This is a genomic window from Stenotrophomonas nitritireducens (assembly GCF_001700965.1).
Lineage (GTDB): Bacteria > Pseudomonadota > Gammaproteobacteria > Xanthomonadales > Xanthomonadaceae > Stenotrophomonas > Stenotrophomonas nitritireducens_A.
The window spans coordinates 3801572-3823095 of the sequence record NZ_CP016756.1 but is presented as its reverse complement, the minus strand read 5'-3'; the positions used below and the strand labels follow the sequence as shown (position 1 = coordinate 3823095).

Annotated in this window: 25 protein-coding genes; 12 read left to right on the top strand and 13 right to left on the bottom strand. The window is 65.5% G+C overall.

Going from position 1 to position 21524, the window contains the following annotated elements:
- Positions 1-14: 14 nt before the first annotated feature.
- Both BCV67_RS16285 and thpR read right to left on the bottom strand, forming a co-directional pair.
- Positions 15-614: an HD domain-containing protein gene (locus BCV67_RS16285; protein ID WP_062168328.1), complete on the bottom strand. Its 600-nt coding sequence runs from the start codon at positions 612-614 to the stop codon at positions 15-17.
- A gap of 96 nt (positions 615-710) precedes the next feature.
- Positions 711-1298 carry an RNA 2',3'-cyclic phosphodiesterase gene (gene thpR, locus BCV67_RS16280; RefSeq protein WP_062168330.1) on the bottom strand — a complete coding sequence of 196 codons (588 nt, stop codon included), beginning with the start codon at positions 1296-1298 and terminating at the stop codon, positions 711-713.
- Positions 1299-1573: 275 nt separating this feature from the next.
- On the opposite strand from thpR, the gene BCV67_RS16275 reads away from it, so the two are divergent.
- Positions 1574-2695 (top strand): tetratricopeptide repeat protein, encoded by a 1122-nt coding sequence (locus BCV67_RS16275; protein WP_062171638.1) that lies wholly within the window; start codon positions 1574-1576, stop codon positions 2693-2695.
- A 48-nt stretch (positions 2696-2743) separates the two neighbouring features.
- Here BCV67_RS16275 and BCV67_RS16270 read toward each other — a convergent pair whose 3' ends face one another.
- Entirely contained in the window at positions 2744-3076 is a 333-nt protein-coding gene (locus BCV67_RS16270; RefSeq protein WP_062168332.1) for a zinc ribbon domain-containing protein YjdM, read from the bottom strand.
- A 40-nt stretch (positions 3077-3116) separates the two neighbouring features.
- Between BCV67_RS16270 and BCV67_RS16265 the strand changes: the two genes are divergently transcribed.
- Together BCV67_RS16265 and BCV67_RS16260 are read left to right on the top strand one after the other, a co-directional pair.
- Positions 3117-4178, top strand: a complete 1062-nt coding sequence (locus BCV67_RS16265) for a cation diffusion facilitator family transporter (protein WP_062168334.1) — start codon at positions 3117-3119, stop codon at positions 4176-4178.
- Positions 4179-4241: 63 nt separating this feature from the next.
- A complete protein-coding gene (locus tag BCV67_RS16260; RefSeq protein WP_062168336.1) occupies positions 4242-5621 on the top strand; it encodes an Hsp70 family protein in 1380 nt (459 codons plus the stop codon).
- Positions 5622-5806: 185 nt separating this feature from the next.
- Here the strand turns inward: BCV67_RS16260 and BCV67_RS16255 are convergent, their stop codons facing one another.
- The 3 genes from BCV67_RS16255 to BCV67_RS16245 are packed head-to-tail and all read right to left on the bottom strand — an operon-like array spanning position 5807 to position 7826.
- Positions 5807-6697 carry a DUF4097 family beta strand repeat-containing protein gene (locus BCV67_RS16255; RefSeq protein WP_062168338.1) on the bottom strand — a complete coding sequence of 297 codons (891 nt, stop codon included), beginning with the start codon at positions 6695-6697 and terminating at the stop codon, positions 5807-5809.
- An 11-nt stretch (positions 6698-6708) separates the two neighbouring features.
- The gene (locus BCV67_RS16250; protein WP_062168340.1) at positions 6709-7254 is read right to left on the bottom strand and encodes a hypothetical protein; all 546 of its coding nucleotides are present in this window, start codon (positions 7252-7254) and stop codon (positions 6709-6711) included.
- Entirely contained in the window at positions 7254-7826 is a 573-nt protein-coding gene (locus BCV67_RS16245; protein WP_062171640.1) for an RNA polymerase sigma factor, read from the bottom strand. The genes BCV67_RS16250 and BCV67_RS16245 overlap by 1 nt, the downstream gene beginning before the upstream one ends.
- A gap of 137 nt (positions 7827-7963) precedes the next feature.
- On the opposite strand from BCV67_RS16245, the gene BCV67_RS16240 reads away from it, so the two are divergent.
- The 4 genes from BCV67_RS16240 (at position 7964) to BCV67_RS16225 (ending at position 11909) form a co-directional block, all read left to right on the top strand.
- On the top strand, positions 7964-9229 hold the full coding sequence (locus BCV67_RS16240; protein ID WP_062168342.1) for an ectonucleotide pyrophosphatase/phosphodiesterase: 1266 nt from the start codon (positions 7964-7966) through the stop codon (positions 9227-9229).
- A gap of 20 nt (positions 9230-9249) precedes the next feature.
- On the top strand, positions 9250-9831 hold the full coding sequence (locus BCV67_RS16235) for a mechanosensitive ion channel family protein (RefSeq protein ID WP_062168344.1): 582 nt from the start codon (positions 9250-9252) through the stop codon (positions 9829-9831).
- A gap of 209 nt (positions 9832-10040) precedes the next feature.
- A complete protein-coding gene (locus BCV67_RS16230) occupies positions 10041-11300 on the top strand; it encodes a sugar transporter (RefSeq protein WP_062168346.1) in 1260 nt (419 codons plus the stop codon).
- Between the two features lie 108 nt (positions 11301-11408).
- The gene (locus BCV67_RS16225) at positions 11409-11909 is read left to right on the top strand and encodes a GNAT family N-acetyltransferase (RefSeq protein WP_172837759.1); all 501 of its coding nucleotides are present in this window, start codon (positions 11409-11411) and stop codon (positions 11907-11909) included.
- A gap of 85 nt (positions 11910-11994) precedes the next feature.
- Here the strand turns inward: BCV67_RS16225 and BCV67_RS16220 are convergent, their stop codons facing one another.
- Both BCV67_RS16220 and BCV67_RS16215 read right to left on the bottom strand, forming a co-directional pair.
- Positions 11995-12258, bottom strand: a complete 264-nt coding sequence (locus BCV67_RS16220) for a DksA/TraR family C4-type zinc finger protein (RefSeq protein WP_062168351.1) — start codon at positions 12256-12258, stop codon at positions 11995-11997.
- A gap of 109 nt (positions 12259-12367) precedes the next feature.
- Complete coding sequence (locus tag BCV67_RS16215) at positions 12368-12922, bottom strand: DUF2058 domain-containing protein (protein WP_062168353.1); 555 nt, start codon at positions 12920-12922, stop codon at positions 12368-12370.
- Positions 12923-12991: 69 nt separating this feature from the next.
- On the opposite strand from BCV67_RS16215, the gene BCV67_RS16210 reads away from it, so the two are divergent.
- Both BCV67_RS16210 and BCV67_RS16205 read left to right on the top strand, forming a co-directional pair.
- Positions 12992-13489 carry a M48 metallopeptidase family protein gene (locus tag BCV67_RS16210; RefSeq protein ID WP_062168355.1) on the top strand — a complete coding sequence of 166 codons (498 nt, stop codon included), beginning with the start codon at positions 12992-12994 and terminating at the stop codon, positions 13487-13489.
- A 66-nt stretch (positions 13490-13555) separates the two neighbouring features.
- Entirely contained in the window at positions 13556-14266 is a 711-nt protein-coding gene (locus tag BCV67_RS16205) for an rRNA pseudouridine synthase (protein ID WP_062168357.1), read from the top strand.
- Positions 14267-14631: 365 nt separating this feature from the next.
- Here BCV67_RS16205 and BCV67_RS16200 read toward each other — a convergent pair whose 3' ends face one another.
- From BCV67_RS16200 to sstT, 3 genes are read right to left on the bottom strand one after another with little or no spacing between them, the layout of a single operon-like run.
- Entirely contained in the window at positions 14632-14934 is a 303-nt protein-coding gene (locus BCV67_RS16200; RefSeq protein WP_062168359.1) for an AzlD domain-containing protein, read from the bottom strand.
- Positions 14931-15659, bottom strand: a complete 729-nt coding sequence (locus tag BCV67_RS16195) for an AzlC family ABC transporter permease (RefSeq protein ID WP_062168361.1) — start codon at positions 15657-15659, stop codon at positions 14931-14933. Before BCV67_RS16195 ends, BCV67_RS16200 begins: the two co-directional genes overlap by 4 nt.
- Entirely contained in the window at positions 15659-16864 is a 1206-nt protein-coding gene (gene sstT, locus BCV67_RS16190) for a serine/threonine transporter SstT (RefSeq protein WP_062168363.1), read from the bottom strand. The genes BCV67_RS16195 and sstT overlap by 1 nt, the downstream gene beginning before the upstream one ends.
- A gap of 123 nt (positions 16865-16987) precedes the next feature.
- On the opposite strand from sstT, the gene BCV67_RS16185 reads away from it, so the two are divergent.
- Positions 16988-18559 carry a phospholipase D family protein gene (locus BCV67_RS16185; RefSeq protein WP_062168365.1) on the top strand — a complete coding sequence of 524 codons (1572 nt, stop codon included), beginning with the start codon at positions 16988-16990 and terminating at the stop codon, positions 18557-18559.
- A 75-nt stretch (positions 18560-18634) separates the two neighbouring features.
- Here BCV67_RS16185 and BCV67_RS16180 read toward each other — a convergent pair whose 3' ends face one another.
- On the bottom strand, positions 18635-19693 hold the full coding sequence (locus BCV67_RS16180) for an HDOD domain-containing protein (RefSeq protein ID WP_062168367.1): 1059 nt from the start codon (positions 19691-19693) through the stop codon (positions 18635-18637).
- A gap of 381 nt (positions 19694-20074) precedes the next feature.
- Complete coding sequence (locus tag BCV67_RS20375) at positions 20075-20512, bottom strand: hypothetical protein (RefSeq protein ID WP_172837758.1); 438 nt, start codon at positions 20510-20512, stop codon at positions 20075-20077.
- A 6-nt stretch (positions 20513-20518) separates the two neighbouring features.
- Here BCV67_RS20375 and BCV67_RS20370 point away from each other — a divergent pair, with 6 nt between their 5' ends.
- Positions 20519-20665 carry a hypothetical protein gene (locus BCV67_RS20370; protein WP_172837757.1) on the top strand — a complete coding sequence of 49 codons (147 nt, stop codon included), beginning with the start codon at positions 20519-20521 and terminating at the stop codon, positions 20663-20665.
- Positions 20666-20678: 13 nt separating this feature from the next.
- Entirely contained in the window at positions 20679-21470 is a 792-nt protein-coding gene (locus tag BCV67_RS16170) for an IclR family transcriptional regulator (RefSeq protein WP_065868148.1), read from the top strand.
- Positions 21471-21524 lie beyond the last annotated feature (54 nt).

The window sequence follows — 21524 nt, the reverse complement described above, 5'->3', positions numbered from 1 at the left end:
GCCAACGGCCGCGCTCAGCCCGCAACCCGGCGCAGGTTGGCGCGCGCCTGGGCATCGTAACGTTCATGGAAGAACTGGCTGAAGAATATCCGCGGTTGCGCCAAGACCTTGCGCAGGAAGCGGCGCCGGTTGAGGCGGAACAGGAAGCCCGGCACCTTGCCCTGGTATTCCTCGGCGATGCCACGGTCATAGGCGTCGAAGATCGCATCCGGGGCACCGAGGATGGCCATGTCGCTGTCCAGGAACAGCGCGGCATCGGCATCCAGCGAGCTCCCGTCCAGGCTGCCGTGGCGAGCGGTGAGCTCGATCAGCGCACTCACCCGCGCCGCATCCACGGCGGTGTCCGGCAACCAACGGTTGATTCCGGCGGCGGCCAACTGCGCCGAGCGCGCCTCGTTGTCGCCACGCCCGGCTTCATAGATCGCATCGTGGTACAGCACCGCCAGCAACACTTCCAACGGCTGCTGCCAACCGGGGCCGGCGGCGACATCGCGGTAGTGCTGCAGCAAGGCCTGCACATGGCCGAAGTTGTGATACGCACGTGGTGGCTGCGCGTAAGCGGTTTTCAGCTCGGCCAGCAGCGGCGGGGGCAAGGTCTGCAGCAAGTCGTCCATGCTGGCATCTTGGCACGAAGCCATCGCCGCGGAGCGCACACGATCGCGGCGCGCCGGGCGGCTCGGATGCTGCGGATATCCATCACCCGCCTGCGCTTACCCCAGCTGCCAGCGGCCTTCGATCTGATAACGCCCCTGGCCGAGGAAACTGCGCACCAGGATGAATTCGCGCACGAACCAGCGGAATGGCTGCACCGGCTGGATCGGCAGGCGCCGCCGGTCGTACAGCAGGGTCATATGCGGAGTGAAGCGCGGGTCCAGTTTGCCGCCCACGCCGTGCAGGCAGCGTGCCAGTTCTTCGTGCAGGCCATTCAATAACTCGGCGCCGTATTCACTGCGCAGCACGAACGGGTTCTTCACGCTGCCGGCAAAGCTGCCCACCTGGTCAAAGCAGACCTCGAACTCGGGCATGCGCACCCGCGCCGCAGCCTGCCTGACCTTGGGCAGCAGGCTCGGCGGCAGGCCGGCGTAGTCGCCCAGGTGCTGCAGGGTCACGTGCAGGCGTTCGGGCGCCAGCGGGTGCCCGAGCAGGCCATGTTCCTCGCGCAAGCCATCGGCCAGCTCCGCCACGCGCTCGGCCGTCATCGGGTCCGGCATCACGGCAAAGAACAGGCGCTCGGTTGGAATGTCGCTGCCCAGGCCCAGCGTCATCTGGGCCTCGGTGGAGGAAAGCTGCTTCGTCATGGTCTGCTATCGAAAGCCGGCCGCCGTACCCGCTCCGTCGCGGCGGCCAATACTGTCTGGGGCCGCGGATACTAGCAGACAGCGCCGGCCGCGGCCCGGCCATGGCCAAAATTTCACCACCCATTGCCGAGCCACGTGCTGCAAGGGCTGCCGATGGTTATCCACATGTTTGCAGCGGGCTGGTCCACACCCGCTGTGGATTTGTACCCAACACCTCCCATGCCCCTGCAACAGGCCTACACTGGGGATGCCGCAGCACTCTCCGGGTGATCGCCATGATCGGTTGGAATGCGTTAGTCCTGCTTGCCGCCAGCAGCGTGGCCTTGGCCGCGCCTGCACCGGCCGCCTCCCCCGCCGCCGCCGTGCCTGCGCCGGCACAGGTGCCCACCCCGCAACAGGTGATGGCGATACCGCCGGAAGTCCGAGCGCAGCTGCAGGAGCGGGTGCTCAAGGTTGCCAATTCTCCCGAACAGCGCCTGCATCTGCTGGTGGAACTGGTGTTCCGCCCGGAGGGCATGGGCCTGGAATACGACACCGAAGCCACCTTGACCGTGGCCGAGACCTGGCAGCAGCACCGCGCCAACTGCCTGTCCTTCACCCTGCTGTTTGTCGCCCTGGCCCGCGAGATCGGGCTGGAGGCACGCATGCAGGAGGTCGGGCAGGTGGTGTCGTGGTACCAGGACCAAGGCCTGATCTTCAACGCCGGCCACGTCAATGTCGGCATGCGCGTGGACGGCCGCAGCGCCACCTTGGACCTGGACAGCAACGTGCTGTACGACCGCCGCGGCCCGCAGCCGATCAATGACAGCCGCGCCCTGGCCCACTTCTACAACAACCGCGGCGCAGAGCAGCTGGCCGTGCATGATTACGCCGGCGCCCGCGCCTACTTTGCGGCGGCCTTGCGGATGGACGCACGCTTCGTGCCGGCATGGAGCAACCTGGGCGTGCTGGAATCGCGCGAGAACGATCTGGATGCCGCATCCAAGGATCTTGAAACCGCGCTGGCGATCAGCCCCTCGCATGCCCCGGCCCTGCACAACGCCACCAAGCTCTACCAGCGTATGGGCAATACCCGCCGCGTCACCCAGCTGCAGGCGCGGCTGGAACAGGTGCGCAAGCGCGATCCGTTCTATCAGTTCATGCAGGGCAACAGCGCCGAACGCGACGGCGACTATGCATTGGCGACGCACTACTATCGGCAGGCCGTGAGGCTGTACGACCATGCCCATCAGTTTCATTTTGGTTTGGCGCGGGCTTACTTCCTCAGCGGCAACAACCGCTTGGCCGAGCGCGAAATGAAACGCGCTCGCGATCTCGGCGGCGATCCGCTGCGGGCGGTGTACCAGAGCAAGCTCGATGGCATCCGCCGGCTGGAAGCGCGCCACGCGGCGCGCTGACCGCAGGCCACTACGCGGCGCAGCCTGTCTGCGCCGCGTAAAGCTGGCTCAGGCCTTGCGCAGGAAGCAGGTCTTCAGCACCAGTCCCTTGATCTTTTCCGAGTTGCCTTCGATGTGTTCGGCATCGTCCTCGACCAGACGGATGTTGCGGATCACCGTGCCCTGCTTGAGCGGGATCGACGAGCCCTTGACCTTCAGGTCCTTGATCACGGTGACGGTGTCGCCGGCCACCAGCACATTGCCGTTGCTGTCGCGCACCACCAGTGCAGATTCGCTTGCTTCACCTGCGGTCCACTCGTGGCCGCAGTCGGCGCAGATCCACAACGCGCCATCGGCGTAGACGTTTTCCAGCGAACATTGCGGGCAGGAAGTAACAGACATGGGGGACTCCCGGACATTGAATAGCCGCCTATTCTAGCCGCTGGGGTCACAGTCGCTCACACCGTCGCCACGCAGGGGGCGGGAAAGTGGCCGCGCGGCAGCCTGCGCCGCGTTGGCAGGACAACACGTGGCAAAAAAAAGCGGCTCGCGATTCGTCATCTACGTGGCCCTGGCCGGCAATCTCGGCATTGCCGTGGCCAAGTTCATTGCCGCAGCGGTTTCCGGCAGCTCGGCCATGTTCAGTGAAGGCGTACATTCGCTGGTGGACACCACCAATGAAGTGTTGTTGCTGCACGGACTCAACCGTGCCAGCCAGCCACCGGACCGGGCCCATCCGTTCGGGCGTGGCCGCGAGTTGTACTTCTGGAGCTTCATCGTGGCGGTGCTGGTATTCGCGATGGGCGCGGGTATCTCGCTGTACCAGGGCATCGTGCACCTGCGTGACCCCGAGCCGGTCGCCAACCCCACCATCGCCTACATCGTACTGGCGGTGTCGCTGCTGTTCGAAGGCACTTCGTGGTGGGTGGCGCTGCGCGAGTTCCGCGCCAGCAAGGGTCGCTATGGCTACTTCGAGGCCTTCCGCCGCAGCAAGGACCCCAGCACCTTCACCGTGCTGCTGGAAGACAGCGCGGCGATGCTCGGTTTGCTGATCGCGCTGGCCGGTCTGCTGGGCGCGCAGTGGCTGGGCATTCCTGAACTCGATGCGCTGGCGTCAATCGGCATCGCGGCGGTGCTGGCGGTGGCGGCCTTCCTGCTGGCGCGCGAAACCAAGGGCCTGCTGATCGGTGAGCCCGCCCATCCTGAACTGGGCCAGGCCTTGCTGGAGCGGGCCAATGCCGACCCCGACATTGAAAGCGCGAACGGCGTGCTGACCATCCAGGTCGGCCCGAACCAGGTGCTGGCCACGCTCAGCGCGGCCTTTGACGACCGCTGCACCACCCAGCAGATAGAAGCCTGCGTGGCTCGCATCGAGCAGGCCGCGCGCCTGCACCACCCGGAGATCGTCGCGCTGTTCGTCAAGCCGGAGACGCCCCAGGCCTGGCAGGCCCGGCTGGATGCGCTGGAACCCGGATCGAAACCGGAACCGGCCAACGGCATGTGAAGCCAGCGGCGCGGCCGCGTAGTAAAGTGCGCGGCCGATTCAGCAGCAAGACGTGCAGGCATCATGAAACTCGGCATCGACTTTGGCACCAGCAACTCCGCCGCCGCCGCCCATATCGACGGCAAGGTGGTACCGGTCAGTTTTGGTGACGCCCAGCAGTTCCGCACCACGGTTTACTTCCCCGAGGTGATGCGCGACCCCAACGACTTCGAGCTGACCCCGGCGCTGGAACAGCAGGTCGACGACCTGATCGAATCCGGCCGCCGCAGCGCGCGCGCCGCCGGCACCACCCGCAGCCATGAGCAACTGCGCAGCGACGCCATCCGCGTGGTCCGCCGGCAATGGATGGAAGAGCGCATCCGCGAGCCGCGCAGCTCCACCGCGCTGCTGCAGAACGCGGTGTATGGCGATGACGCACTGGAAGCCTACTTCGAGGAGAACGAAGGCAATCTGGTGCAGAGCCCGAAATCGATGCTGGGCTACAACCTGCATCCACGCGCCAAGCAGACCATCACCGGCATCGCTACCCACATCCTCGAACACATCCGTCTGACCGCCTCGCGTCAGCTGCAGCGCAACGTGCGCAGTGCGCTGCTTGGCCGTCCGGTGCAGTTCCGCAGCTCGATTGGCGCAGCCGGCAACGACCAGGCGCTGGACATCCTGCGCAGCGCGGCAATGGCGGCCGGCTTTGACGAAGTGGATTTTCTTGAAGAACCCGCGGCCGCTGCAATGCACTACCACGCGGTCAGCAGCGAGCGGCATGAAGCGGTGATCGTCGATGTGGGCGGCGGTACCACCGACATCGCCCACGCCAGCGTGGGCGGCAGTGCGGCGCCACAGATCCACCGCGCCTGGGGTATCGCCCGTGGCGGTACCGATATCGACCTGGCCTTGAGCCTGGCTGGCTACATGCCGCTGTTCGGTCGCGGCATCACCCGCGTGCCGGCGCACCACTACGTGGAAGCGGCGATGGTGCAGGACATGACCCGCCAGCGCGATTTCCGCCAGCACAACTACGATGCGGTGGAACTGCCCTACGGCCCGCGCCTGCAGGCACTGCAGGATACCGGCAACACCGCGCGCCTGTACCGCGCGGTGGAACACTGCAAGATCGCCCTGAGCAGCCAGCCCAGCCACGGCAGCGCGCTGGACTTCATCGAGCCGGGCCTGTCGGTCAAGATCGACGCCCCGCATCTGACGGCGGCGGCCGGGGGCTATCTGTCCGAGCTGGAGACACTGCTGCAGCAGGTGCGTGCCGATATCGGCCACGATCCGGCCGCGGTGTTCCTGACCGGCGGCATGTCACGCGCTGGTTACATCCAGCGGGCGGCTGCGGCGGCGTTCCCGAATGCCCGGCTGGTGCACGGCGACCCCTCGTTCGGCGTTGTGCAGGGTCTTGCACTGGCTGCAGCAGCAAACACCGCAGATGTGGGAGCGGCGTAAGCCGCGAAGCTGAAGCTCTCAAAAGCAAAGAGCTACCTCTCCCCATCCCTCCCCTTGCCTGCGGCGAAGGGAGGGAGCTTAAAGCTAACCCTCCCCAACCCTCCCCTTGCCGGTAGCAAAGGGAGGGAGTTTGAAGCTTCCCCAATCCTCCCCTTGCCTGTGGCAGAGAGAAGGGAGCGGATACATCAACGATCCAGGCTCACCCGCACGCTGCCCGAATGCGACTGGATCGAAATATCGCCGTCACCGCCACCGATGCGTGCATCCAGATTCTTGCCCGGCCCATAACGCGGGGTCTGCACCTGGCCGACATCGGAGCGGATGCTGCCACTGAAGCTGCTCACCTTCAGCTGCGCCGAGGTACTGGCCGGCAGGCTCAGCGACACCGAGCCGCTGACCGTTTCCAGGTTGATCCGGCCGCCGGGCTGCAGGCCTGCACTGCGCACGCCCAGACTGCCAGATACCGACTCCGCATTGAGCCGCTGCACGCTGGCCAGATCCAGGGTGATCCCACCGCTGACCGTGTTGGCAGATACTTCGCCGCCGCTGCCACCGGAAACATTGATTCCACCGCTGACCGTGGTGGTATCCAGCCGCGAGGTGCGCAGCTGTGAACGGATCTGACCGCTGACCGTGGTCAGGTCCGCCTCGCCGGCGCGCCCGTTGGCAGTCAGGCTGCCGCTGACCGTGGTGACCTGCAGCCGGCGCAGATCCACCTCGCTCACATCCACCCCGGCACTGACGGTGCTGGTGTGCAACTGCGCCGCGCGCGGCACCCGCAACTCCAGCACCGCGCCGCGGCTGTTGCTGCGGTTCTGCGGGTAGACCACCTTCATTGCCACGCGGTTGGCACTGCTTTCCACGTCCAGCCGCTGGCCTTCGCCCAGCGAGCCGGTCAGCTGCACTTCGTTGCGGTCCCAGCCGCGCACGGTGACATGGCCGGCAATATTGCCCAATTCCACCCGGCCGCCGCTGGAGAGCGGCAGGCTGCGGTTGACGGCGGTCTGCGCCAAGGCGCTGCCCAACGGCGCAAGCAGGAGCGCCGCTGCCAGAAGACGGTGCAGAGAAACATTCATTAGAAACTCCTTCAAGTTGAAACGCCGTTCGGGTTGACGCCCTTGCGGGTGAGTTCAAGCCGCAGCGCGTAGGTGCGCTGCAACTGTCCAAGTAGAAAAGCGGCATCGGGGCTTTGCGCGATGGCGCTGCGGATGCTGCCCGCGCTTTCATCCAGCTCGCGCAATGCCGGTTGCAGCTCGGCTGGCAGCTTGTCCTGGGGAAGCGTCGCCATCGCCTGCCGGTACTGATAGGTGATGGTGTTGGCCTGGTGCTGCAGCATCGACTCCTCCACCGCCACCGACGGTGCCGGCTGCGTTGGCAACAAGCTCATGCCGGCAAAGCCAACCAATGCCACCACGACCGCCGCAGCGGCATAGCGCGGCCACTGCCGGCGTGCGCGCCGGGCTGGCACGGCACTACGCGCAGAAACCGCTGTCGCAGGCAACTGCGGCCGTGGCGTGTGCTCCAGCTGCGCGGCAATGTGCTGCCACACCGCCGCTGGTGGCACCCGTTCGGACGGCAGGCCGCGCAGTCGCTGGGCCAGTACATCATCGTGATCGTTGTCGTGGTGATTCATCATGCGTCTCCAAGCCGCGTGCGCAACAAGCTGCGCGCACGATGCAGCTGTGCCTTGGAACTGCCGACAGCCATCTGCAGTTCCACGGCGATTTCCTGGTGTTTCCAGCCTTCGATGTCGTGCAATACCAGCACCGCGCGTGCACGCGGTGGCAGCGTCAACAGCGCGCGTTCCAGATCCATGCCGGTGGCATGGCAGCGAGGGGTTTCGGCCATTTCGGCCAGTACGTCCATCCCCGATTCACCGATGTCCAGCGACTCGAACGTTGCTGCGCGCAGCTCCATCAGTGCCGTATTCACCGCCAGCCGATGCAGCCAGGTGGCCAGTGCGCTCTCGAAGCGGAACTGCGGCAGCTTCCGCCAGGCCTGGATGAAGGTCTCCTGCAGCACATCCTCGGCGCGCGCGGCGTTGCCGCCACACAGCCGCCACAACAAGGCGTACAGGCGCGGCGAATGACGCCGGTAGATACGCTCGAAGGCGCGGGTATCCCCTTCCGCGGCGGCACGGGCCAGCGCGGCGTCGTCAACGACGGGCGGTGAGGGAGCGGTGGCGGTCACGAGGGTGTCGAGCATATCCATTGGATGCGGCAAGCAGCAAAAAGGTTTAAACGCGATTGAACGTTTTGCGGAAGCAGCCGGCAGCGCGCCCGCGACTGGCAGCAAATGCCGCACTGGCCGACAATCCCGGTTCCCCCAAGCCTTGCCGCCACATGCTGCGTACCTCCGCCCTGCTGCTCTGCGCCACCCTTGCCCTGGCCGGTTGCGCCACTGCCCCTGCCACCAGCAACGCGCCGGCCCCCCAGGCCAGCATGCCGCAGGAAGCGCAGGCACCGGTGCTGCTGATTTCCATCGACGGCTTCCGCAATGATTACCTGGACCGCGGCCTGACCCCGACGCTGGCCGCGATGGCCGCCGGCGGTGCCCGCGCCGAGTACATGCGCCCGTCATACCCGTCGATCACCTTTCCCAACCACTACACGCTGATCACCGGGCTGCGCCCCGATCATCACGGTGTGATCGCCAACTTCATGACCGATCCGGATATTCCCGGCGTGCGCTTCAGCATGTTCGACCCGGCCACGGTCGGCGACGAGCGCTGGTGGGACGGCGGCAAGCCGCTGTGGACCAGCGTGCGCGAACAGGGCGGACGCGCCGCGGCCATGTTCTGGGTGGGCTCGGAGGCGCCGGTGCACGGCGCTCGGCCAGAGTTCTGGCAGCCGTTCGACATCAAGGTGACCTCGCAGCAGCGCGTGCAGCAGGTATTGCAATGGCTGGCACTGCCCGCCACCGAACGCCCGCACTTCATCACACTGTACTTCGACAAGGTCGACACCATCGGCCACCGCTACGGGCCGGACTCGGCCGAACTGAACGCCGCGCTGGGCGAGGTGGACAGCGCGATCGGCAAGCTGTTGGCCGGCATCCGCACCCAGGGCCTGCAGCAGAAGATCAACATCGTGGTCACCTCCGACCACGGCATGACCGCCACCCAACCCGACAGACAGATCTATCTCGATGACCTGATCGACGTCAGCAAGCTGGACTTCGGCTGGACCGGCGCCTACGCCTCGTTCAACGCCCTGCCCGGCGGTGAGGCCGCCACGCGGCAGTTGTTGGCCGGCACCTATCCGCATATCAACTGCATCACCCGCGAGCAGATCCCGGCCCGCTTCGAATACGGCCATCACCGGCGGGTACCGGCCTATATCTGTACCGCCGAGCTGGGCTGGCAGGTCACCACTCGCCAGGCCGAGAAGCGCAAGGGCCATGAACTGCTGGGCGAGCACGGTTATGACAACACCTTGCCGGACATGTATTCACCGTTCATCGCCCATGGCCCGGCCTTCGCCCAGGGCGTGACCATCGCGCCCATCGACAATGTCGACATCTATCCGCTACTGGCCCGCCTGCTGAACATCACCCCGGCCCGCAACGACGGCAATCCGCACCATACCGATGCTGCCCTGAAGCACTGACGCACCCGCAAGGAACCCGCATGAAGCACTACCTCCCCGTCTCGATGCAGCAATGGATTGACCCGATCAATACCGGCCTGAGCATCCTGTTGATCCTGGTCGTGGCCTGGCTGCTGCGCCTGCTCACCCGGCGCCTGCTGGCGCGGGTGGGCCGCCACTACACCCTGCCGGCGCAGATCGAGATGGCGATCCGCCGCCTGTCGAACTTCATCATCGGCGCGGTGGCGCTGGTTGCCATCCTGCAGGCGCTGAACGTGCAGGCCAGCGTGCTGTGGACCGCCTTCACCGGCTTCGCCGCGGTGGGTGCGGTGGCGTTCTTCGCGGCCTGGAGCGTGCTGTCCAACATCTTCTGCACCTTCCTGATCTTCACCACCCGTCCGTTCCGCCTGGGTGACCAGATCGAGCTGCTGGAGAACGGCGAGAAACCCGGCCTGAAGGGCGTGGTGACCGACATCAACCTGATCTACACCACCCTGCACGAAGTCGGCGGGCCGAGCGAAGGCACGCTGATGCAGATTCCCAACAGCCTGTTTTTCCAGCGCGGCCTGCGCCGCTGGCGTGGCGGCGACGCGCTGCCGACCAGCCTGCAGGGTGACGGCTGAGTTGCGCAGGCCAGCGCGCGCGCCCCTCGACTGGACGCGGCATTCCCGCCACGGCGGGAACCGCTGCAGGCGCACTCGCCTCTGCCCCCCCCGGCTGAACGGGGCGGCCACGCTGCTGCTGCGGTCCACAGCGTTCCGCTCCCATCCACGCAGCCCGTGCGAAAATTGCCGACATTGAGCGACCGGCCCGGTCGCAAGCCCCGCACGCAATGTCCGCCTCTCCCAATTCTTCATGCCCTGCCCCGCAGGCAGGCGACGCTTTTGCCGTTGCCGACCTCCAGGCTCCCCGCTCCGACCGCCAACGCTGGCTCAGCGTGATTGCGCTGGCCCTGGCGGCCTTCGTCTTCAACACCAGCGAGTTCGTCCCGGTGGGCCTGCTCAGCGATATCGGTGGCGACTTCGGCAAACCGATCGAACAGGTCGGCCTGATGCTGACCATCTACGCCTGGGTCGTGGCGCTGACCTCGCTGCCGTGCATGCTGCTGACCCGCAATTTCGACCGCCGCAAGCTGCTGCTCGGCGTGTTCGCGGTGTTCATCCTCAGTCATGTGCTGTCCGCCGTCGCCTGGAGCTACCCGGTGTTGATGGCCAGCCGTGTCGGCATTGCCCTGGCGCATGCGGTGTTCTGGTCGATCACCGCCTCGCTGGCGGTCCGCGTGGCGCCGCAGGACAAGCGTCCGCAGGCGCTGGGCCTGTTGGCTACCGGTACGTCGGTGGCGATGGTGCTGGGCATCCCACTGGGCCGCATCGTCGGCGAACTGCTGGGCTGGCGCATCACCTTCATCGCCATCGGCGGCGTGGCCCTGCTGGTGATGCTGGTACTGGCCCGGCTGCTGCCGGCGCTGCCCAGCCACAACAGCGGCTCGGCCAGCAGCATCCCGCTACTGCTGCGCCGCCCGGCGCTGATGGCCTTGTACCTGCTGGTGATGGTGGTGGTGTCGGCACAGTTCACCGGCTACAGCTACATCGAACCGTTCGTGCAGAAGATCGGTGGCTTCGATGCGCATGTCACCACCCTGGTGCTGCTGTTGTTCGGCGGCATGGGTTTCCTCGGCAGCGTGCTGTTCTCGCGCTACGGCCAGCGCTGGCCGCGCGGCTTCCTGCTCGGTGCCATCGGCACCTTGGCCGCCAGCCTGTTGTTGCTGCACACCGGCCTGCACAGCGCATGGCTGCTGTATGCGCTGGTGTCGGTATGGGGCGTGGCGATGATCAGCTTTGCGTTGTCGATGCAGTCCAAGGTGTTGAACCTGGCCTCCGATGCCACCGACGTGGCGATGGCGCTGTTCTCCGGCATCTTCAACATCGGCATTGGCGCCGGCGCGCTGATCGGCAGCCAGGTCAGCCTGCAGCTGGGCATGCAGCATATCGGCCTGGTTGGCGGCCTGATCGCCACCGCCGGCTGGCTGTGGTGCGTCTACGCGATGCTGCGCTGGAGCGGCAGTTTCCGCCTTGGCGGGGTAAACCGCTGAGCTGCGGCGGCGCACACGTTTACCGTGCGCCCGCTGCAGGTATGCTCTCGTCCACGCCCCTGCTTCCGGGGGTGCTGATTGGGGGAGCAAGTGGATCAGGACATCACTGTGCGCGACGCAAGCGTCGCCGACGCCGACGCGCTGAGCGCGCTGGTCACGCCGCTGGCACGGCACCTGCTGGATGCCGACAGCGCTGCCAGCGCGCACGCCTTCCTCGCTTCGCTGACCGCGGACAGCTTCGCCGAGCGCTTGGGCAATAAGGAATTCGCCCACTACGTGGTTGATGATGGTGGCGCACTCGCCGGCATGATCGCGATGCGTGGCGACAGCCACATCCATCATCTGTTTGTCAGCCGCAGCAGCCGTCGCCGCGGCATTGCGCGTTTGCTGTGGGAGCACGCGCTGCGCGTGCACGGGCGCCGCGAATACACGGTCAACTCGTCCGAAGTCGCGGTGCCGGTGTATGAGCGGTTCGGCTTCATCAGCAAGGCCGCGCCGCAGACAGTGAAGGGCGTGCGCTTCGTGCTGATGGAACGGCCGCGGCTGGTGCAGCGTGTGGTGCAGAAGCAGTACCTGAACGATGTGCTGTCGCTGCCGGGGAAAAGCTGAGGGTTTCCGCTTCTTGCCTGCACATGCACATTCCCGCCTGCGCGGGAATGGCGGTCGGGAGGCACGAGCACGGTCGCAGCGCCCGTCAGCGCAGCTGGCTGTCCTTGCTGCCGCGCCGGTTGTAGCCGGCAAATACCTCGTCTTCGTCCTGCGCCTGCTGGCAAGCCACGCACAGCCTCACACCGGGCACGGCCTTGCGCCGCGCCTCGGGAATGGGCGCATCACATTCTTCGCAGTGTTCCAGCCCCGGGCCGCTGGGCATGCGGCTGCGCGCACGCTTGATGGCGTCCTCGACGGTGGCATCAATCTGATCCTGAACGGCGGTATCGCCCGCCCAACCGGTAGCCATGTCCTGTCTCCACGTACAGCAACAGGTTCAAGCTGCCGCCTGCGTGGCCACAATTCAAGGCCTGCGTGCGCGCCGTTCAGCTATCTGCGACACGCCACAGGCCGGCCCCTCACCACATCAGGTCGTCGGGCACCTGGAACTGCGCGTAGTAGGCATCGTCGTCGGCATTGCCGGTGGTAGCCGGCGTGTCCGCGCTCTGGCCGTGGTCGAGCACGATCAGGCTGGCATCCCGCTCTCGCACTTTTTCGGCGGCAACACGCGGCAGCAGCACGAAGCTGTCGCCATCGCGCGCGATCACCAGCGCGCCATTGGCCAACTGGGTACGCAGCGCTTCGGTGACCAGCATCGTGCGGATCAGGGTGCCGTCGTTGAAGCGGTATTCCAGCTCGCCAGCGCGCGGCAGCTTGCGGTCGCCGATGATCTGCCGGGCCTGCGCGCGCAGTTCATCGGCGCGGCGCTGGGCATTGCGCTCGGCGGCCAGCAGGCGGTCCTTCTCGGCCTTTTCGGCACGCGCACGCTCTGCTTCGCGTTGGCTGTCGGTCGCCGTCGCCGGGCCTTTGCCGTGGCGGGCCTTGACCTGCTCACGCGCCACCTGCGAGACCTGCGATTTCTTCACCAGACCAGCCTTGAGCAGCTGTTCCTGCAGCGGATTACCCTTTGCCATCGTCGTTGTTCATGGTTTTGTTGCCGAGGCTGCCATGATAGCGGCCCGTCCCGTTCTGCCCAAATCCCGATGCTTGCGCTGAAATACCTGAATGGCTATCCCGAACACCTGCAGCAGCGCGCCCGCGAGCTGCTGGACGCGGGCAAGCTGGGTGAAGCCGTGCGCAAGCGCTATGCCGAGCCGCACGCGGTGCGCAACGACCGCCAGCTCTACGACTACGTACAGGCCATCAAGGAGCGCCACCTGCGCCAGTCGGTGCCGCTGGGCAAGGTGCTGTATGACGGCAAGCTGCAGGTAGTCAAGCACGCGCTGGGCACGCACACCGCCATTTCCCGCAACCATGGCGGCAAGCTCAAGGCCAGCCGCGAGATCCGCATTGCCAGCGTGTTCCGCGAGGCCCCGGCCGGGTTCCTGCGGATGATCGTGGTGCACGAGCTGGCACACATCAAGGAGGCCGACCACAACAAGGCCTTCTACCAGTTGTGCCTGCATATGGAGCCGGATTACCACCAGCTGGAGTTCGATCTGCGCCTGTACCTGACCGCCTTGAAACATGAACCCGGCTGAGCCGCCCATCGCCGCGCTCCCGCCACAGCGCTACACTCCCCGCCCTTCGTAGAACCCAGTGACGCCATGACCACCCCGATCCGTCTCGACAAGCGCGTTGCCGCGCAGCTGCAGTGCTCGCGCTCGCAGGCCCAGCAGTACATCGAAGGCGGCTGGATCAGCGTCGACGGCGTGGTGGTGGAAACCCCACAGACCATGGTGACCGAAGAAGTCATCACCCTGGGCAGTGAGGGCAGCACCGAGGCCGCCGAAGCTGCCACCTTTCTGATCAACAAGCCCGCCGGCTGCAGCGCCGACCAGCTGGTCGCCCTGCTGAGCGACGACAACCGCTTTGCCGACGACGCTTCCGGCATCCGTCCACTGAGCCGTCATTTCCAGCGTCTGGACTATCTGATGCCACTGGACGATGCCGCCAGCGGCCTGGTGGTACTGACCCAGGACTGGCGCGTGCGCCGCCACCTGCAGGACTCCGGTTCCAGCCTGGAGCAGGAATACGTGGTCGAAGTCAGCGGCGAGCCCAGTCCTTGGGCCATGCCCAAACTTACCCACGGCCTGATCTATGAAGGTCGCGGCCTGCCGCAGGCCAAGATCAGCTGGCAGAGCGAGCAGCGCCTGCGCTTCGCGATCAAGGATGTGCGCCTGGGGCAGCTGCAGAACATGTGCAGCCAGGTCGGCCTGAAGGCCGAGCAGATCCGCCGCCTGCGCATCGGCCGTGTCGGCCTGAGCAAGATGCCCGAAGGCCAGTGGCGTTACCTGGCAGCCAATCAGAAGTTCTAGGCCAAGGCCCCTCCATCCCCGCAGGAGCCGCCGCATTGCGGGAGCCGTCGTTTTGTAGGAGCGGCGTAAGCCGCGAAGCTGGCCATCTCCCCGGTCACGAAACAAAACGCCATCGCACAATCTGCGGTCGCAAGCGATCAGCGCGCGGACGAAGCACCGGCTTCGCGGCTCAAGTTCCAGGGCAAGGTCTCTACGTCTGCAGGAGCCGCAGCTTTGTGGGAGCGGCGTAAGCCGCGAAGCTGGCGATGTCCCCGGTCACGAAACAAAACGCGATCACACGATCTGCAGTGACAGGCGATCAGCGCGCGGACGAAGCACCGGCTTCGCGGCTCACGCCGCTCCTACACCAGCCACAACCGCCGCAATCACAGCAGGCGAATCAGCGCCGCTGCCGCCGCACCCACAATCACCACCAGCAGAAACGGCAGCCGCAGCATCAACGCAACCGCTGCCGCCAACACCGCGCCGATGCGCGCGTCGAAGGCCAGCCCTTGCCCGGCCGAAACGGTATTCATCGCCGTCAACGAGGCCAGCAGACCTATCGTCAGGCAGCCGGCCACACGGTTCATGCGCGGTGACTGCAGCCAATGCACCGGCACCAGGTAACCGGCAAACTTGATCGACCATGCGGCAACACAACCCAGCACGATCCACGCCCACAGTCTCATCGCTCCAGCTCCGGCCCGGTCGTTGGCGCGACATCCGGCTCCAGCCCTTCATCGGCTGGGCCGTGCCCGAACCAGCCCCACACCGCCGCAACTGCAGCGGCCAATAGAATCGGCACACCGGCCGGCAGCCACGGCAGCGCCAGCACCGTCACCAGTGCGCAGACCGCCGCAATGGCCACCGGCTCGCGCGAACGCAGCCGCGGCCACAGCAACCCAAGAAAAGCGGCTACCGCCGCGCCATCCAATCCCCATTCGCGCGGGTCGCCCAGGGCATCACCGAGCAGCGCACCCAACAGGGTGAACAGGTTCCAGCACAGGTACACGCCTAACCCGGCTACCCAGAAACCGCGCCGCTGCTCCTGCGGATCGCTCTGGCTGGCAGCGGTTGCCGCCGATTCGTCGATGGTGACCTGTGCCGCCACCGGCTTGAGCCAGCCACGCGGGCGCAGCATGCGGTTGATCTGCGCGCCATAGACCGCGTTGCGGATACCCAGCAAGGTGGCCGCACCAAACGCCGCCGCACCCGCACCACCGGCGCCGATCACACCGATGAAGGCAAACTGCGAGCCGCCGGTGAACATCAACAGGCTCAGCGCAGCGGTCTGTGCCACGCTGAAACCCGATGCCACCGCCAGCGCACCAAACGAGATGCCGTACAGGCCGGTCGCTATCGCTATCGAAACGCCGATGCGCACCGCCTGCGTGATGCGCCCGGCGCTGGCCATCAGCCGCGTCCGCGCGCTTGTTCGGCCGCGGCCACAAACACCACGTCGGTGGACGAGTTCAAGGCGGTTTCAGCCGAGTCCTGGACCACGCCGACGATGAAGCCCACCGCTACGACCTGCATCGCTATGTCGTTTGGAATGCCAAACAGCCCACAGGCCAGCGGAATCAGCAGCAAGGAGCCGCCCGGCACACCGGACGCGCCGCAGGCACCCACCGCTGCCAGCACGCTGAGCAGCAAGGCAGTCGGCAGATCGACCGGATAGCCCAGGGTATTGACCGCAGCCAGGGTCAGCACCGAAATCGTGATCGCCGCACCGGCCATGTTGATGGTGGCCCCCAGCGGAATGGCCACCGAATAGGTTTCCTCATGCAGGCCAAGCTTGCGGCACAGCTCCATGTTGACCGGGATGTTGGCAGCCGATGAGCGGGTGAAGAACGCTGTGATGCCGCTCTCGCGCAGGCAACGCAGCACCAGCGGATACGGATTGCGCCGCGTCACCACCGCCACGATCAGCGGATTGCCAATAAAGGCCATGAACAGCATCGCGCCAACCAGCACCGCCAACAGATGCGCGTATTGCTTCAGCGCGCCCAGCCCGGACTCGGCCAGCAGCGAGGCGACAATACCGAACACACCCAGCGGGGCCAGCTTGATCACCAGCCGCACCACCCAGGTGATGGCATCGGACAGATCGCTGACCAACGTGCGCGTGGTCTGGCTGGCGTGACGCAAGGCCAGGCCCAGGCCCACCGCCCAGGCGAGCAGGCCGATGTAGTTGGCATTGAGCAGCGCATGCACCGGGTTGTCGACGATCTGCATCAACAAGGTCTTCAGCACCTCGCCAATGCCGCCCGGCGCACTCATGCCAGCCTCGGCAGCCTTCAGCGCCAGCTTGCTCGGGAACAGGAAGCTGGCTGCAACGCCAACCAATGCTGCGGCCAGGGTGCCGATCACATACAGCAGCAGAATCATCCGGATATGGGTCTTCTGGCCGTGCTGGTGGTTGGCGATGGAAGCCGTCACCAGCACCAGCACCAGGACCGGCGCCACCGCCTTCAACGCGGAAATGAACACCGTGCCGAGCAGGCCAACCGCGGTTGCCCCGGCCGGCCAGGCCATCGCCAGCACGATACCGGCGATCAGGCCGATGACAATCTGCAGCACCAGACTGGGCGCTCGGAAAGAGGAAGAACGTTCGGTCATTACGGGGCTCGCGGCAAACGCAAACCCCGATTCTCGCCCAGCAGGGGCACCCACCGCACCCCCGGAACGTCATGGCTGCAGGACAAACTGCCGCCTGCACGCGAACCCCGCTAGGATGCGTGGATGGATACGCCCTCTCGTTCCCATCGCCTGCTGCGGTTCCTGGCCGGTCTGTTCGGCGTGCTGCTGTTGCTGGTGGTCAGCGGCTTGCTGCTGGGCGATCACCTGACGCCCAAGGCTGTTGGCCTGCCCTCGCAGGCCCTGCCGGTGCAGCCACGGCAAACCCTGATCGACCGCCAGCTGCAGCCACTGCTGGCGGAGAACCCGGGCAAAAGCGGCGCGGTGTACCTCTCCGACGGGCTCGACGCCTACGCGGCACGCTCCATCATCACCCGTCAGGCCGGGCGCAGCCTGGACCTGCAGTACTACATGTGGCACGACGACCTGCTCGGCCACCTGCTTGCCCACGATGTCTACCAGGCCGCCGAGCGCGGTGTACGCGTGCGCCTGCTGCTGGACGACATGAACGCCGCCGGGCTGGACCCGCAGATGCTGGCGCTGGACCAGCATCCCAACATCGAGATCCGCCTGTACAACCCATTCCGCAACCGCGACGGTCTGTGGCGACTGGTGGAAATGGTGCAACGGGCTTTCAGCATCAACCACCGCATGCACAACAAGGCATGGATCGCCGACGGGCGCGTTGCCATCGTCGGTGGTCGCAATATCGGTGCCGAATATTTCGACGCGCGCCCGGACGTGAACTTCCGCGACCTCGATCTACTGCTGGCCGGCCCGGTTGCCAGCGATGCGAGCAGCATCTTCGATGAGTTCTGGAACAGCGATGCCGTGGTGCCGATCGCCGCCCTGCACTACAGCACCGACCAGCAGATGGCCAACTTCGTCAGCCAGGCCGAACTGGACGCACGCCAGCAGGAGGCCGCGCCCTATCTGCAGCGCGTGCGCGCACGGCTCAGCGATGCCTATCTCAGCAAACAATTGGACCTGTATTGGACCAAGGGCGTCCGCATCCGTTCCGATCCGCCGCGAAAGCCCAGAGGTGGCGACAGCAGCCAATGGCTCGTCACCCGCCTGGTCGATGTACTGGGCAGCGCCGAGCACAAATCACTGTTGATATCGCCCTACTTCGTCCCCGGCGCGACCGGCACCAAGGCCCTGATCGGGCAGGTGCACGATGGCGTACAGGTCGGCATCATCACCAACTCGCTGGCCGCCAACGACGTGGCGGCCGTACACAGCGGCTACATGCATTACCGGCGTCCGCTACTGGCCGGCGGCGTGCAGCTTTACGAGCTGAAATCTCGCGGACATACCAGCAAGGCATCGCCGTTCGGCAGCAGCGGCGCCAGCCTGCATACCAAGGCCTTCCTGGTAGACGACCGCCGCGGCTTCGTCGGCTCGTTCAACCTCGACCCGCGCTCGGCCTACCTCAATACCGAAATGGGCGCCCTGTTCGACGACCCGGTGTTGGCCACCCGCCTGCACCAGGAGTACCTGCGTCTGTCCAGCCCGGAGCAGAGTTACTGGGTATATCTCAACAAGGATCACGAACTGCGCTGGCTGGACCGTGCGCAAACCCCGCCAATCAGCCTGCGTACCGAACCAGACACCAGCTTCATGCTGCGCGCCAGCACCCGCGTGATCAGCTGGTTGCCGTTGGAGTCGCAGCTGTAGGCCTTGATTGGCGTGCCGTTGCAGCAGGTTCGACTGACCGGCGGCTCTCCACACCCGGCAAACGGGACGCACGGTCTATTGCGGCGCGTCTTCGGTCTGGTGCATCCGCTTCCACAACCAGGTCGCCACGTGTTCGGGCAGCTTGCTGGCAAGCGCGCTGCAGGCATCCGCCTCGCTCAGCAGGCCCTGGGCGTGCAGCATCGCCGCGCTGGCGGCAAGCTGGCCTATCTGCAACGAACGCGCCAGACCGGTAGCTGCCTCCGCGTCCACCTGTTTGAGCGCCTGCACGATCGCCGCCGACAGTTTCCAGTGCTCGGCGATACGCACTGCGGTAGGTGCGGTGCAGCGCTCCAATATCGCCAGCAAGGTACCGGGCTCACGCGTCCGCAGGGGTGGTTTCACCAGCACATCGGCGGCCGCCTGCATCGCCATGGCCGCGCTCAGGCCCAACAGCAGGCCCGCCAGCTGTGCAGCGAAACCATCCTCGCGCTCCACGCTGCGGGCGTGATCGGCCGCCGCCAGTGACACCCGTAACGTGTAATCCCACAGCAGGCGCGCGAACGCGGCATCCACACCGCTGGCCGATTCCATCACCGGCTGCACCAGCGCGGCGGAAATGATCTGGCGGATGCCATCGTTGCCGATCAGGGTCACCGCACGCTCGATGCTCTGCACGTCCTGTTGCTGCAGCCGGTACAACGAACTGTTGGCGATGCGCAGCAGGGTTGCGGCCAGCACCGCATCGCTGCCGATGATGCGTGCGATCGAACGCGAGGAGGCGGTGCTGTCATTGACGCTCTGGATCAGCTGCGGCAGCAGGTTGGGCCGTCGCGGCGTGTAGCGCGAGGACAGGTCCGCGCGGCTCAGTGCGGCCACCACGTCGTCCACCACCGCCCGCTGCACGCGCAAGGCATCGGCCGGCGTTTCCGCCGCGCCGAGCGCGCTCAGCAGAAAGCGCCGTTGCAGGTCGTCGGCGCAGATTGCCGGGCCCGGCGTTCCGGTTGCGGGCGCCGCCACAGCCGGGGCCACATACACGCGCCGCCGCGGTTGCGGCGCGTCGTCACGGCCTCGCAGCCAGAGCCAGACCAGGCCTCCGACCACTACTGCTGCAAGCACTGCCGAAATAATCACCATGAGGAACAGAAAACGCCCGCGCGGAAAGCTGCCTGCTATATCGGCCCGCCCCCACCCTTCTTTAGCCGCCCCGCCGGACTACTGCACACGCGAATGAAACATCACCTGCAATGGTGCGGACGTCGTCGCCGAGCCCGCTTTTAAGACAATTCTCAAAGTAACCGGAAATGCGCAACCCTATATTGTAAATTCCGACACGGAGATAATGATTTCAATCAATAATCGCCGCAATTGAGCATCACGGAAACCCAGTACATCGGGCCAACAACCCTCACTTTTTCCTCAACAAATAGCCTTGCAAATCAACACTCCGTCAAATCAATATCAACGAAGTGCCCGCAGCAGATTCAACGCCAGACGCACGTCATTCAAGGACTCGTATCAAAACTTGGTTTCACCCGTTAAACCATAATTACCCTGTGCCGTCACGGCCAAGAAGAAGGCCATACCGAAACCAGGCAAACAACACACACCAGATATCGGATCTGTGAATAACAGCACACGCAAACGGCAGCTTCCCCGATTGCAGTTACTCCAATCATTGTTATCGTCTATTGAAGTTTCTGCATTTAGATTTAGTTTCAAATATAAAACCACCCCTCGATAGTCACGCACGGGCAGAACCATATGCGCTGTAAAACCGGCTGCAACACAACGCGGGTGCGCGGCGGGCACCGCTTTGCCCACACGATGAAAGGCAAGCAGCCCGGCAGTTTCCTGTTCGATGGTGGTTATGCCATCGAGGGGCTCCGACCGTTTGGCCATGCCGTGCAACGAGGCGGCTTCTTTGAGGAGAACCAGGGCAACTGCGCGCTGCATGGAACGGTGGCCGACATCCCCAGCAGCCGCTGCCTGCAACGCCGGCGATACCCGGCCGACATCGATGACACCTTGTCGTGCCCACTGCCCGGCCTGGCGGGTTTCGTCAGCGCCCAGCCCCTGCCCGTCAATGGCAGCCTTGTCTTCAACTAAAGGGAAGACGGTAATGTCATCGCCCCAAGCAACACCCCTGAAAGAACAGACCCGCTACATGGTGCCTGCGCTGGAGAAAGGCCTGAACATGTTGCAGCTGTTTGGACAGAATGGCGAGCTGAGCTTCACCCAGGTCTGCCAGCGCACCGGCCTGCCCAAAGCATCGGTGTACCGCACGGTGCAGACGCTGGAGCAGATGCGCTTCCTTACCCGCAATAGCACCAGTGGCGGTTACAGCCTGGGCATCAGCGTACTGCGCCTGGGCTTTGACTATCTGTCATCGATGGACATCGTGCAGATCGGGCGGCCGGTGCTACAGCGCCTGCGCGACACCACCAGCTATTCGGCTCAACTGTGCGTGCTGGATGGGCGTGACATCGTCTACGTCGCACGGGCCAGTGCGGTTGGCGAAGCAGCGGCCGCAGTGGGCGTGGGTACCCGCCTGCCTGCGCATTGCACCGCCATTGGCCGGGTATTGCTGATGGCCCTGCCACAGCAGGACCTCAGCCAGCTGTTCCCCGAACCCAGCTTCTCCTTCACCACCGAGCAGGGCCCGAAGACGCCGCAGGAGCTGATCGAACTGCTCGGCAGCGACTACCGGCGCGGCCATGCCATCAGCGAGTCGTTCTACCAGCCCGGCGTATCCGCGGTGGCCTACCCACTGCGGGACCGCGACGGCAACGTGGTGGCGTCGATCAGCGTCATGGTTCCGCGCTCGGTCCTGCCCGCAGACCTGAAGAATTCGCTGAGCACACAGGTGCAGAAAGCCGCGCGTGAAATCGAAAAGTTCCTGCACGCCGCCTAGCTGCGCGTCGGCTGCGGCAAGAAACCGCGCCGCTGCCAACCGGGCAGTTACCCG